A 12184-nucleotide genomic window follows, 5' to 3' on the forward strand; every position below is an offset into this window, starting at 1 on the left:
AGCCCAACTTTGGGCTAAATCCCTTTTAAATTTGGCTTTTTAATGCCAAACCTTACAAAAATTATAAATTTAAGGACAAAAAATGCAAAACGTGAAGCTCATCTCACACCCATTGATCGAGCATAAATTAACAATCTTACGTGATAAAAACACCCAGCCTTTTCAGTTTCGCATGCTAGTTGATGAGATCAGTTATCTTATGATCTTTGAGGCGACTAGAAATTTAAAGGTAAAAGATGTCAAAGTCCAAACCCCAGTTGCGCTGGCAGACGCAAAGAGGCTTACTACAAAGGTGATGATATGCCCTATCTTAAGGGCTGCGCTTGGCATGCTTGATAGCGTTTTTACCATCATCCCAGATGCGAGTGTGGGCTTTTTGGGCTTTCAGCGAAACGAGGAGACAGCGCAGGCTGAGTTTTTCTACGCAAAGCTTCCAAAAGACGCAAAAGAGCGCATGGCGATCATCATCGACCCTATGTTTGCAACTGGCGGCACGGCGATAGACGCGGTTAAGCTCTTGCGTGAAAAAGGCGTTAAAGAGATCAAATTTATCTCTATCATCGCTGCACCTGAAGGACTAAAGAGATTTAGCGAAATTTACCCAGACGTCGAGGTCTATACGGCATCGATCGATGAGAAACTAAACGAGAAAAACTATATCGTTCCAGGTCTTGGCGATGCTGGTGATAGAGTTTTTAACACACTTTAAGGGCAAAATTTGAACAAAAGACTTTTGCCAGCTCTAGTTGCCTTTGTCATTGCTATCATCGTTGGCACCTTCTTTTTTTCAAAAGAGGGTGGCGAGGCAAACAAAAACGCTCAAATTTTACTTGAGCAGCTTAATAAAGAGGGGCAAAAGAGCCAGAGCCTCGCAGAAAACGGCTCATACACCTCAAAAGATGAGGTCGCTCTTTATATATATAAATTTAACAAGCTACCAAAGAATTTCATAACCAAAAAAGAGGCACTTGAACTTGGCTGGGACGCAAAAAGCGGAAATTTATGGCAGATAAGCGGCGGCAAAAGCATCGGCGGGGATAGATTTTCAAACAGAGAAAAGAGGCTGCCTGAGGCTGATGGCAGAAAGTGGTTTGAGTGCGATGTTAATTATAATGGCGGCAGGCGCGGCGCTGAGAGAATTTTATACTCAAACGACGGGCTTATCTACTACACGCCCGATCACTACGAGCATTTTTACCTGCTTTATGAGAAGAGGATGCAATGAAAAGCGTGAGTTTAGACGCCAAAAAGATGCTCGAAAAAGAGAAGATGCATGAGTATTTTGCTAAGAAATTTGACCTGCCAGAGTACTACGGCAAAAATTTAGACGCGCTTTTTGACTGCCTTTGTGAGATAAATGAGCCAACGCTTATAAAGCTAAAAAACGAAAATGCTTTGGATGATGGCGCAAAAGAGAGCTTAATCCAGCTATTTCGCGACGTTAGCAACGAAAATGAGATGGTTAAATTTAAGCTTGTAAAAGATGAAAAATGATATTTGGAAAGATTGATTATCTAAATTTACTCCCATTTCACGTATTTTTAAAATCAGCCCCACTAAGCTCTCAGATAAAAAAGGCGATAGAGTTTAAAAAGGGCGTGCCAAGCAAGCTAAACAGAGCCCTAAATGCCAGAAAGATCGACGCTGCGGTTATCTCAAGCATAGCTAGCAAAAAGGCAAATTTAAAGAAGCTAAATTTTGGAATAGTCGCCAAAAAGGATGTAAAAAGCGTGCTTGTGCGCAAAAACTCAGATATGAAATTTGACCCAGCTTCAGCTAGCTCAAACGCCCTTGCAAAGATACTTCATCTAAATGGCGAGGTGATCATAGGCGACAGGGCGCTAAAGGCATATTTAAGCGATGGCAAAGAGTGCTTTTTTGATCTTGGTCAAATTTGGCACGAAAAGACAAATTTACCCTTTGTTTTTGGTAGATTTTCTTACGTAAAAAATGGCTCGTTTTACAAAAGACTAGTCGCAAAATTTTTGCAAAAAAATGTAAAAATCCCAAACTATATCTTGGCCAAGTACGCTAAAAGTCGCGGCATAAGCGAGCAAGATATCAAGTGGTATTTGAAATTTATAAGCTACAAAATAGGCCCAAAAGAGCAGAAATCACTCCGCAAATTTTTTAAAGAACATAGGTTTTTAAGAGAGGTAAAGTAGTAATAAGCCTAGGTAAATTTGCTAGCATCATTTTTTATTATATTTGACCTTATAAATGGCGAAGATAACGAGGCCCGATACGCTATTTAATAAATTTTAAATATATTTTTAAATTTTAAGCTATTATTAATCTTAGCGTGAAATTTATGTTATAAAGATTTACTACAATTACACACAAAGCAAATCATTTTTGTTATTCCTTTTACTGATTTAAGCCTTGGTTTTTGCCAAGGCTTTTTCTAAATTTTATAAGCTTTATGAGTAGAGTTTATAAAATTTATCTAAAGGAGATGTTATGAAAAAGACTTTGAGTTGTGTTGCACTAGCCTCTGTGCTTTGCTCGAGCGCTTTTGCGATAGGCGGTCCAAGCGGGGCTAAACTTGACTACGCTATCACTGGGCAGATCGGCGAAGTAGTGGTAAATCCATACGATACTGCCCCACTTACAGCAGTCATCAAAAATGGCGGCTACACACTAAGCAACGCTAAGGTCACTATCGTGCCAAAACAAGGCGGTCAGGTGATAAGCTACAAAGTGGCTGACAAGCATCTTCGCACACATGGCGGCATCCCAGTTTTTGGCATGTATCCTGACTATCAAAACACCGTTGAAGTCGAGTACGACAAGAGCTACAAGGGCAAGACTGAGCATATAAAAGAGAGCTATAAAATTTACGCCCCAGCTATCTACCTAGAGAGCGCTGGCACGCCAAATCAAAAGGGCGCGTTATTTGACAAGATCGAGGTTACTAAGCCAGCGAGTGCTAAATTTGCAAACCGCCTTTACTACGTAAATAACTTTGTAAATAAAACAGGCAAGGGCACAAAAGTCGTTTGGAACAACCCAGCTGGCGGTGCGATCGAGTGGAACTACAGCCCAAATAACTTCATCCTTGATACAAAAGGCGAGGTTAGATGGTATCTTGAACCAAGTAAAATTTACGACCTAAAACAGCCATTTCACGCTGGCGTTATGATGGGCTTTAAGCAAAATGACGACGGCGCGATGACTTGGGGATACGGCCAAAGATACGCAAAATACGACATCATGGGTAGAGAAATTTTCAACCGCGAGCTACCAGCTAGCTACAACGACTTCTCTCACTCAATGGACGTAGCACAAAACGGACACTACTTTTTGCGCGTGGCAAATGCCGACTACAAAAGGGCTGATGGCAAAAACGTAAGAACAGTGCGCGACGTCATCGTTGAGCTTGACAGAGATGGCAACGTAGTTGATGACTTTAGACTATATGAGATCCTCGATCCTTACCGCGATATCGTGCTAAAAACACTTGATCAAGGCGCAGTTTGCTTAAACATAGACGCTAAAAAAGCAGGACACACAGCAAGCTCTGACGAGCTTCAATCTATGGATACGCACGATAAATGGGGCGACATCGTAGGAGCAGGTCCAGGACGCAACTGGGCACACGTAAATAGCGTGGATTACGACCCAAGCGACGATAGTATCATCATCTCAAGCCGCCACCAAGACGCAGTTATCAAGATCGGCCGTGATAAACAAGTAAAATGGATCATGGGCGCTCACAAGGGCTGGAGTGATAAATTTAAAGATAAACTCCTTCAGCCAGTTGATAGCAAGGGCAATAAGATCGTCTGCGAAGATGAGTACTCAAAATGCCCAGGATACGAGAGCGACAAAGGTGGCTTTGACTGGCAATGGACGCAACACACGGCATTTAGGATAGATAGCAAGTCTAAAAAAGGTGAAATTTATCTAAGTGTTTTTGACAACGGCGACACAAGGGGCATGGAGCAACCAGCCATCGCTGGCATGAAGTACTCTCGTGCGGTCGTTTATAAGATCGATGAGAACAAAAAGACCGTTGAGCAGATCTGGGAGTATGGCAAAGAGCGCGGTAAAGAGTGGTATAGCTCGGTTACTAGCCTTACGCAGTATCAAGATGACCTTGATAGCGTGATGGTCTATTCAGCCGTTGCTGGCATGCAGTTTGACATCGCAAAAGGTCGCCCAGTAGGACTTCCTAGCCCGCACATCGATGAGTTTGAGTGGGGCGCAAAAGAGCCTAGCATCGAGATAAAGATGACAAATGCTATGGGCTATCAGGCGTTTCCATTTAGCTTGCAAAAAGCGTTTGAGAAATAAAAATTTTCCTCCTTTGCTTCGGCAAGGGAGGCTTTTTAGTTTTGTTTGATTTTAAAATTTAGTTGGTATTTTGCTCTTTTAAAATAACCTTTGCATTTTTCTCTTTTTTACAAAATTCCAGAAATTCTCTCCCATTTTTTATATCGTCATTTAGTCTGGTGCAGCCAAAGCCCTTCTCATCATGCGGATAAAGCGCTAAATTTAGACTTGGAAAGATGAAAAAGCACCACTCGTTTAAGGAGTATGTATAGAGCATGAGTAGTTTAGCTAGATCTTTGATCTCATCAAATTTCAAAGTATCTATCCTAAGGCAGATGGCAGGCAGCAAAATCTCACCATCTAAACCAAGGTCAAAGTGCTCATTTGGCTCTTGCAAGATGCCTAACTTTTTAAATTTATCGTGCAAAGTTTTTACCTCAAGCGCTTCATCGCTCAAGTTAGTATCGTCGTAGTTTAAGGCGCTTATGACAAATGCTTCATTTTTAAATTTATAAAAATATTTATCAAAAAGCTTTAGCGCGGTATCTACACCAGAAGCCCAGCTTTCATCCTCTATCTCAAAAAAGCCTATCCAGTTTTTAGAGTGGCTAAAGGAGTTAAAATTTATATCGCTAAACTTTAGAGCCTTATTTATCAAGCTTGATGATTTATCCATTTTGATTTTAAACGATATGGTCTTGCAAACCCTATAAACTCAAAGCCTCTCGCATAGAAATTTCTATCTTTTTCTCATCGAGGGTGCTGTTATAAAATAAATTTAACGCTAAAACCGCTTGATACAAGAGCATATCAGCTCCGTCTTTGCATGCTAAATTTTGCCTTTTAGCCTCTTTTAAAAATGGCGTTTGCTTGCCATATATCACGTCAAATGCAAATTTAGCGCTTTTTAAAATGCCATCTAAAATCTCTTTTGGTGCTGGCAAAAGATCGTCTTTTAGCCCTGCTGAGGTTGAATTTACTACTAGATCAAATTTATGCTCTTTATAGTCATCCCAGCTAAAGCACTCATAGTGATCTTTAAATTTATCAAGTCTTGCCTTGCTTCTATTTAGTATGCAAACATCTATGTTTTGTGATCTAAGTGCGTAGGCTAGGGCGTTTGCTGTGCCTCCAGCTCCAAGGATGATGGCGCTTTTTGCCTCTTTGAAATTTGATATCGCTTTTAAAAAGCCAGGTGCGTCAGTGTTGTAGGCATAAATTTTCTCATTTTTTAGCACCAAGGTGTTTGCAGAGCCTATTTTACGTGCTGCTTCTGAGGCCTCATCGGCTAAATTTAGAGCAAATTCTTTATGTGGGAGTGTGACATTTGCGCCGTTTAGTTTTAGGGATTTAAATTTATTGATTAGCTCATTGCCATCTTTTAGCAAAACCCTAGTATATAGGGCATCAAGAGCTAGATCGGCAATGGCTTTGTTGTGTAGTCTTGGAGATACCGAGTGAGCTATCGGATCTCCAAAAACTGCGAAGGTTTTCATTTTGCTCTAAAGACAAAAGCGTCTTTATTGACATCTTTTCTTATGTCATTTACAGCTTTTTGTAGCCCTTTTTCATCAAATGGACCAACTAAAATTTTAGTTAGCTCGCCAGCTTTTATAGTTTTGTAGCTATAGCCTTTGGCTGCTATTTTTTTCATATAGTCGGCATTTGGGTTAAATTTACTAGTTGCAAATACTTGAACATAAGAGCCTTTTGCGACGCTCTCAGCTTTTGCTGGAGCTTCGGCTTTTTTCTCTACTTTTTCTGCTTTTGCAGCAGTTTCAGCCTTTTTTTCTACCTTTGTTTCAGGTTTTTTCTCGGCTTTAGTTTCAGCTTTCTTCTCTGTTTTTGCCTCAGTTTTGGCTGGCTTTGCTTCAACTTTTTTCTCTACTTTAGCTTCGCTTTTTGTTTCAGCTTTTTTAGCTGGAGCCTCTACCTTTGCCTCAGCTTTTTTAGGTGCTTCAGTTGGATGCTCGACAGCTTTTACTACCTCTTTTGGCTCTTCAGTTTTAGGAGCTGATTTTGCACCTTCTTTATCTTTTAGCTTTTTGATCATATCTTCAAAATCATCTTGTTGCTTATTTTCAGGCACGATAGGCACTTGCTCGAAAAGTTGTGTATCGCCTTTTTTAACATCTGAATTTGTGTCTTGTGCAGGTACCTGCGTATCGACTGGCTGCTCTGCTGGCACTGGAGGCAGAACTAGTCTTGAGTCGGCTTCATTTTGTGCTTGTGTTGAGTCGCTTGAGTTTATAAGCTTCATGGCTACGATGATGATTAAAAAAAGTATAACAAGAGCTGCTATAAACATAAGAAGTTTCTTTAGTTTTGCGCCCTTTGCCTCATCATCTTTTTCTAAAAGTATATCTTTTAACTCTTCGTTTTCCATTATTTCTCCTTACATATATTTTGACCAACTTGCCCCACGCTCTTTTTGATAGAGGTTATATGGCAAAGTTAGGATGTTAAATTCTTTTGGCATATCTTGATTAGGAAACATTCTCCACTCTTTGGCTAACTTTTGTGAGAGTTTTGCGCTTAGCATATTTGCAAGCGTGCAAGCTTCATTTAGCGTAGTGTGACCTTTATGCACATAAAGGTGCAAATGCCCTGGCGTCTTGGTCTCGTAGGCTGTGAAATTTATAAAGCCTTCTTCTCTTAAAAGAAGCTGAGCTCTATGCCAAAACCTATCTGGAGTTCTGCCGTTGTAGTCAAAGACTATATTTTCGACCTTATCACTTGCATTAATTAGCGAGTGGGCGATTATAGCTTTGCCCTCCTCATGCTCTTTCATGACACTATAAGTTAGTGGTTCGTTGATCTTTTCAAATTTATCAAAGAAAATTTTACCCTTGTACTCTATCTTATTGACGATCGTGTCACGTTTGATGTAGTAGTGGGTCGTTATTATCTTTATAAGAGATGTATCAATACTTTGCATCAAAATGTCGCTTTATCGTAGATTATAAATTTATGAGCAAGCTCAACTAGTTCAGCTTTTGTCTTCTCTTGTAAAGAGGTGTTGTTGATATCGCTTAGAACGTCAGCGATCTTGTTTGCTATTAGCTCAAACTCAGCCTCTTTCATACCACGAGCTGTAAGGGCTGGACTACCTACACGTATGCCGCTTGTTATAAACGGACTTCTTGTCTCGCCTGGGACCGTGTTTTTATTTACAGTTATGCCAGCATTTCCTAAAGCGATATCAGCGTCTTTTCCGCTAAATTCGCGGTTTAAAAAGCTCATTAGGATTAGGTGGTTATCAGTGCCACCACTTACTAGATCAAAGCCTCTGCTTATTAGCACTTCGCCAAGCTTTTTAGCGTTTGCTTTTACTTGTTTGGCGTAAATTTTCCACTCAGGGCTAAGGTTGTGCTTGAAGCCAACTGCCTTTGCAGCGATGACGTGAACTAGTGGTCCGCCCTGGATGCCTGGGAAGATAGAAGAGTTTATCTTTTTAGCGTACTCTTCGTTGTTTGTCATGATGATGCCGCCTCTTGGGCCTCTTAGAGTTTTATGCGTAGTTGAGCTTACGACGTCGCAGTGCGGGAAAGGATTTTGATGCTCGCCAGCTACTACAAGACCAGCGATGTGGGCAACGTCTGCAAATAGTATCGCGCCAACAGCGTCAGCTATCTCTCTAAATTTCTTAAACTCGATCTCTCTTGTATATGCGCTCGCGCCACAAACGATCATTTTTGGTTTTACTATCTTTGCGATATCCATAACTCTATCGTAGTTTATGCGACCATCAAGCTCGACGCCGTAGAAAAAGCTCTCATACATCTTGCCAGAGCTGCTTACCTTTGCACCGTGAGTTAGGTGTCCGCCGTGGCTTAGATCCATACCTAAAATTTTATCGCCTGGATTAAGCAAAGCACCATAAACGCCTTGGTTTGCCTGAGAGCCTGAGTTTGGTTGAACGTTTGCAAATTCACATCCAAAGAGCTCTTTACATCTATCGATCGCGATTTGCTCGATCTCATCGACAAATTCGCAGCCACCATAATATCTCTTTCCAGGGTAGCCTTCGGCGTATTTGTTTGTTAGGATTGAGCCCATCACCTCCATAACATCTGGATAAGTGAAATTTTCACTAGCGATCATTTCTAGGTGGTCGCACTGGCGTTTTAGCTCTAAATTTACTAGATCAAAAATTTCTTTATCGTAGCTTTGCAAACTCATTTTTCATTCTCCTTTGTCTCAGTTTTTAGTGGTCTCATCGCTGGGAAGAGAACAACGTCGCGGATTGATTTTTTATCTGTTAGAAGCATCACAAGCCTATCGATGCCTATGCCTTCGCCTGCAACTGGTGGCATGCCGTATCCTAGGGCTTTTACATAGTCTTCATCCATCTCGTGAGCCTCGTCATCGCCTGCGTTTTTAGCATCTATTTGCGCTTTAAAGCGGTTGTATTGATCGATTGGATCATTTAGCTCGTTAAAGCCATTTGCCAGCTCACGACCAGCGATAAATAGCTCAAATCTCTCTGCCACATCAGGATTTGTGTCACTTCTTCTTGAAAGTGGGCTTATAGAGATCGGATAGTCGATGACAAAAGTTGGGTGTATTAGCTTACTCTCTACGTAGTTATCAAAGAGTTCAGCCTGCAAGTGGCCAAGGTCGAGCTTCTCGTTTGCCTCAAAGCCATCAGCTTTTAGTTTTGCTAAAATTTTAGCCTTATCGCTTACGATATCTTCAGCAAGTCCGCCTATCTCAACTAAGGCTTTTTTATAGCTTATGCGTTTAAATGGCTTGCTAAAATCAATTTCCATACCATCAAAATTTATCATTTTCTCCATGCCAAGTTTTTCTAAAATGACATTAAATAGATCCTCTGTGATGCCCATTAGATCGTGGTAGTTGTGATATGCCCAGTAAAACTCTATACTTGTAAATTCAGGGTTGTGAGTTAGATCCATACCCTCGTTTCTGAAGTTTCTATTCATCTCATAAACAGCTTCAAAACCGCCAACTACAAGGCGTTTTAGATATAGCTCAGGTGCGATTCTTAGGTATCTCTCAACTCCAAGAGCGTTGTGAAATGTCACAAATGGTTTTGCATTTGCACCGCCAGCTATTGGGTGAAGCATCGGAGTTTCAACCTCTAAAAAGCCCTTTTCTTCAAAAAATCTTCTAATCGTGCTTATAATCACCGAGCGCTTTTTAAAATCAGCCCTAACTTCAGGGTTCATTATCATATCAAGGTATCTTTGGCGGTATCTTGTCTCAACATCAACTAGCCCATGGTATTTCTCTGGAAGCGGACTAATTGATTTTGTAGCTAAGCTAAGCTCATTTACATGCATTGAAAATTCGCCAGTTTTTGTTATAAAAGCGTAGCCTCTAACATAGACGATGTCGCCTATTTCTACATATTTTTTAACGATTTTAAACCACTCTGGATCAAGAGTCTTGTTGCTAAAATAAATTTGTAAATTTCCATTTTCGTCTTCGATGTTTGCAAAGACCGCTTTACCAGCGTCACGGATCAGCTTTATCCTACCTGCAAGGCCAACTAGCTGCCCCTCTGCTTTTTTCTCTTCTGTATCTTTTATATAATTAAATTTAAGTCTAAATTTAGAGATATTCATATCTCTTCTAAGAAAATGTGGATATGGATTTATACCTAAATTTCTAAGCTCATCTATGCTTTCTAATCTTTGAATTTCATGTTGGTTGTCAAATATCACCTTACTTTCCCTTTATATTATTTTTTGAACATTTTTCGCAAATTCCATAAAGCTGCATCATGTGACCAGTTAGTTTAAAGCCATGCTCTTTTGCGATGCTTATCTGCCTTTTTTCTATCATAGGATCTTCAAATTCTATGATAAGGCCGCACTTTCTGCATATCATGTGGTCATGGTGTGGCTTTGTGGCAAGCTCAAATTTCTTGCCTTGAGAGCCAAAGCTGATAGATGTTACCATCTCTGATTCTTCTAGCAAATTTAGCGTCCTATAAACAGTTGCGATGCCGATATTTAGCTCAGGATAGGTCTCTTTTATAAAAAGATATAGCCTCTCTGGCGTAAAGTGCTCGTCGTTGTTATAAAGCGTTTTTAGTAAAATTTCACGCTGTTTTGTATATTTTAAACCGTTGTCGCGAAGAACTCTTTTAAATTTCTCAAGCAAGGCATCATATTCTAAATTTTCTATCATTTTTCTTCCCCTTTAGTGACGTTTGTGTCGGTGTTTATGCTCGCATTTGCATCCATTGATATAAATGCATCACTCTTGTTTGTATCCTTTGGTCTTACTACCATCTCATCTAGCTCATTTTTGATGTTTTTCACATCGATATTTGTTATCCATCTACCAGTTTCAAGTAGGAGCGGATAGACCTTGCTGTTTGTGAAGTATGGTTCGATCATTTTATTTAGCGAAGTGCCTGACATTACGGCGACGACTGCTGAAAATGTGAGGAAAATTTTGCCACTTCCCATGACAAATCCACCAAGCCTATCTAAAAAGCCAAGGCCGCTTACTGAAACTATCTTTGATAAAAATTTGCCAACTAGCAGACAAACTAGCCAAAAAACTAGCCAAAGTCCGATAAATGCGACAAATTGTAAAAATGAAGGATTTTCAAATTTATAGATATTTTTGCTTATGAAGCTCTCAGCTACATCTGAAAATCTACTAGCGACAACTAGGCCACCTATTAGCCCGATAAGCCCAAATGTCTCTTTTATAAGCCCGTTTATTATGCCTTTTACACCAAGTATCAGGACAAGGGCGATGACGATAATGTCAAACCAAGTTACTAAATCCATCATACAGTTCCTATTAAATTTTGAAGTTCTTGTTGGCTAGTCGAGTAGGCTAGCGCGTTTTCTTTTGTGATCAAGCCCTCTTTTAGCGCTTTCATTAGTGCTTGAGTCTGCGTGCTCATGCCAGTTTGTTGCTGATTTAGCTGCATTTGAGAGTAAATTTGATGCACTTTGTTTTCGCGTATCAAGTTTGAAATCGCCATATTATTTATCAAAATTTCATGCACAGCGCATCTTCCGCCGCCTATTTTTGGTATCAGACTTTGTGAGATGACGGCAGTTAGCGAAACGCTAAGCATATTTCTTACTTGAAGCTGCTCGCTTCCATCGAAGCTATCAACGATCCTATTTATAGTTTGTATGGCTGAGTTTGTGTGAAGAGTGCCAAAGACTAGGTGTCCAGTCTCAGCTGCTGTAATAGCCGTAGAGATCGTCTCTCTATCCCTCATCTCGCCTACTAGTATGATATCTGGGTCCTCACGAAGTGCAAATTTTAGCGCCTTCGAGTAAGAGTGCGTGTCGGTGCCGATATTTCTATGTGAAAATAGGGCTTTTTTGTTGTTATGCACAAACTCGACTGGGTCTTCAACGGTGATGATGTGCTTTCTATAATTTAAATTTATCTCATTAAGCATCGCAGCAAGCGTCGTTGATTTACCACTGCCTGTTGGTCCAGTAACTAGGATAAGGCCTTTTTCTCGTTTGATGATATATTTAAAAATTTGTGGTGCATTTAGATCATCAAGCGAAGGGATGTCGATAGGTATGATACGAAAAGCTGCCGCTAGATCGCCATTCATCGTGTAGTAGTAGTTACCACGAAAGCGACCGATATTTGGAAGCTCTATGGCAAAGTCAAGCTCTTTATTGTTTTCAAGTTCGCTTTTTTGGGCGTCTGTGATTAGAGCGTAGCATAAATTTTCTATATCTTTGCCACTTAGCACGCCAAATTCAAGCGGTCTTAAAGTGCCATCTATCCTTATCTGAGGCTCAGACCTTGAGACTAGGTGGAGGTCACTGGCTTTATTGAAAACAACGGTTTTTAGAAGCGTTTGGATGTCACCAGAGAGATTGCTCTCTAGTGCTTTGGCTTGAGCGTCCGAGCTTTGCGCTCTTAGTTGTTCGATTAGATCCATATT

At 40.4% G+C, this 12184-nt stretch carries 14 protein-coding genes; 5 read left to right on the top strand and 9 right to left on the bottom strand.

Annotated features, from left to right (window positions below):
• Positions 1-82: 82 nt before the first annotated feature.
• From upp to F3G91_RS09820, 5 genes are all read left to right on the top strand, one after another.
• The gene (upp, locus tag F3G91_RS09800; RefSeq protein WP_103636570.1) at positions 83-709 is read left to right on the top strand and encodes a uracil phosphoribosyltransferase; all 627 of its coding nucleotides are present in this window, start codon (positions 83-85) and stop codon (positions 707-709) included.
• A gap of 9 nt (positions 710-718) precedes the next feature.
• Complete coding sequence (locus tag F3G91_RS09805; protein WP_004317681.1) at positions 719-1225, top strand: ribonuclease domain-containing protein; 507 nt, start codon at positions 719-721, stop codon at positions 1223-1225.
• Complete coding sequence (locus F3G91_RS09810) at positions 1222-1494, top strand: barstar family protein (protein ID WP_103650324.1); 273 nt, start codon at positions 1222-1224, stop codon at positions 1492-1494. Before F3G91_RS09805 ends, F3G91_RS09810 begins: the two co-directional genes overlap by 4 nt.
• Positions 1491-2165, top strand: coding sequence for an MqnA/MqnD/SBP family protein (locus F3G91_RS09815; RefSeq protein WP_103650325.1), 675 nt, complete (start codon positions 1491-1493; stop codon positions 2163-2165). The genes F3G91_RS09810 and F3G91_RS09815 overlap by 4 nt, the downstream gene beginning before the upstream one ends.
• Before the next feature lie 295 nt (positions 2166-2460).
• Positions 2461-4296 carry an aryl-sulfate sulfotransferase gene (locus tag F3G91_RS09820; protein ID WP_103573127.1) on the top strand — a complete coding sequence of 612 codons (1836 nt, stop codon included), beginning with the start codon at positions 2461-2463 and terminating at the stop codon, positions 4294-4296.
• Between the two features lie 58 nt (positions 4297-4354).
• Here the strand turns inward: F3G91_RS09820 and F3G91_RS09825 are convergent, their stop codons facing one another.
• From F3G91_RS09825 to F3G91_RS09865, 9 genes are read right to left on the bottom strand one after another with little or no spacing between them, the layout of a single operon-like run.
• Positions 4355-4933, bottom strand: a complete 579-nt coding sequence (locus tag F3G91_RS09825; RefSeq protein ID WP_149701453.1) for a hypothetical protein — start codon at positions 4931-4933, stop codon at positions 4355-4357.
• Between the two features lie 49 nt (positions 4934-4982).
• Positions 4983-5771 carry a shikimate dehydrogenase gene (locus tag F3G91_RS09830; RefSeq protein ID WP_149701454.1) on the bottom strand — a complete coding sequence of 263 codons (789 nt, stop codon included), beginning with the start codon at positions 5769-5771 and terminating at the stop codon, positions 4983-4985.
• On the bottom strand, positions 5768-6661 hold the full coding sequence (locus F3G91_RS09835) for an SPOR domain-containing protein (protein WP_149701455.1): 894 nt from the start codon (positions 6659-6661) through the stop codon (positions 5768-5770). Before F3G91_RS09835 ends, F3G91_RS09830 begins: the two co-directional genes overlap by 4 nt.
• Before the next feature lie 9 nt (positions 6662-6670).
• A complete protein-coding gene (locus F3G91_RS09840) occupies positions 6671-7213 on the bottom strand; it encodes a DUF1882 domain-containing protein (RefSeq protein ID WP_002941307.1) in 543 nt (180 codons plus the stop codon).
• Positions 7213-8457, bottom strand: a complete 1245-nt coding sequence (locus F3G91_RS09845; protein ID WP_103602875.1) for a serine hydroxymethyltransferase — start codon at positions 8455-8457, stop codon at positions 7213-7215. Before F3G91_RS09845 ends, F3G91_RS09840 begins: the two co-directional genes overlap by 1 nt.
• A complete protein-coding gene (gene lysS, locus F3G91_RS09850; RefSeq protein ID WP_223227876.1) occupies positions 8454-9962 on the bottom strand; it encodes a lysine--tRNA ligase in 1509 nt (502 codons plus the stop codon). The genes F3G91_RS09845 and lysS overlap by 4 nt, the downstream gene beginning before the upstream one ends.
• A gap of 4 nt (positions 9963-9966) precedes the next feature.
• On the bottom strand, positions 9967-10434 hold the full coding sequence (locus tag F3G91_RS09855; protein WP_002941362.1) for a Fur family transcriptional regulator: 468 nt from the start codon (positions 10432-10434) through the stop codon (positions 9967-9969).
• Complete coding sequence (locus tag F3G91_RS09860) at positions 10431-11048, bottom strand: CvpA family protein (RefSeq protein ID WP_149701493.1); 618 nt, start codon at positions 11046-11048, stop codon at positions 10431-10433. Before F3G91_RS09860 ends, F3G91_RS09855 begins: the two co-directional genes overlap by 4 nt.
• Entirely contained in the window at positions 11048-12181 is a 1134-nt protein-coding gene (locus F3G91_RS09865) for a type IV pilus twitching motility protein PilT (protein ID WP_103650329.1), read from the bottom strand. The genes F3G91_RS09860 and F3G91_RS09865 overlap by 1 nt, the downstream gene beginning before the upstream one ends.
• Positions 12182-12184 lie beyond the last annotated feature (3 nt).

Origin of the sequence: Campylobacter concisus (assembly GCF_902460715.1) — a bacterium.
In the GTDB taxonomy this organism is placed as follows: domain Bacteria; phylum Campylobacterota; class Campylobacteria; order Campylobacterales; family Campylobacteraceae; genus Campylobacter_A; species Campylobacter_A concisus_AK.

Bases quoted from the DNA above. Each gene is read 5' to 3' on its own strand.
- upp (WP_103636570.1), top strand. From the start codon at position 83: ATGCAAAACGTGAAGCTCATCTCACACCCATTGATCGAGCATAAATTA.
- F3G91_RS09810 (WP_103650324.1), top strand. From the start codon at position 1,222: ATGAAAAGCGTGAGTTTAGACGCCAAAAAGATGCTCGAAAAAGAGAAG.
- F3G91_RS09815 (WP_103650325.1), top strand. From the start codon at position 1,491: ATGATATTTGGAAAGATTGATTATCTAAATTTACTCCCATTTCACGTA.
- F3G91_RS09820 (WP_103573127.1), top strand. From the start codon at position 2,461: ATGAAAAAGACTTTGAGTTGTGTTGCACTAGCCTCTGTGCTTTGCTCG.
- F3G91_RS09830 (WP_149701454.1), bottom strand. From the start codon at position 5,771: ATGAAAACCTTCGCAGTTTTTGGAGATCCGATAGCTCACTCGGTATCT.
- F3G91_RS09835 (WP_149701455.1), bottom strand. From the start codon at position 6,661: ATGGAAAACGAAGAGTTAAAAGATATACTTTTAGAAAAAGATGATGAG.
- F3G91_RS09840 (WP_002941307.1), bottom strand. From the start codon at position 7,213: ATGCAAAGTATTGATACATCTCTTATAAAGATAATAACGACCCACTAC.
- F3G91_RS09845 (WP_103602875.1), bottom strand. From the start codon at position 8,457: ATGAGTTTGCAAAGCTACGATAAAGAAATTTTTGATCTAGTAAATTTA.
- F3G91_RS09855 (WP_002941362.1), bottom strand. From the start codon at position 10,434: ATGATAGAAAATTTAGAATATGATGCCTTGCTTGAGAAATTTAAAAGA.
- F3G91_RS09860 (WP_149701493.1), bottom strand. From the start codon at position 11,048: ATGGATTTAGTAACTTGGTTTGACATTATCGTCATCGCCCTTGTCCTG.
- F3G91_RS09865 (WP_103650329.1), bottom strand. From the start codon at position 12,181: ATGGATCTAATCGAACAACTAAGAGCGCAAAGCTCGGACGCTCAAGCC.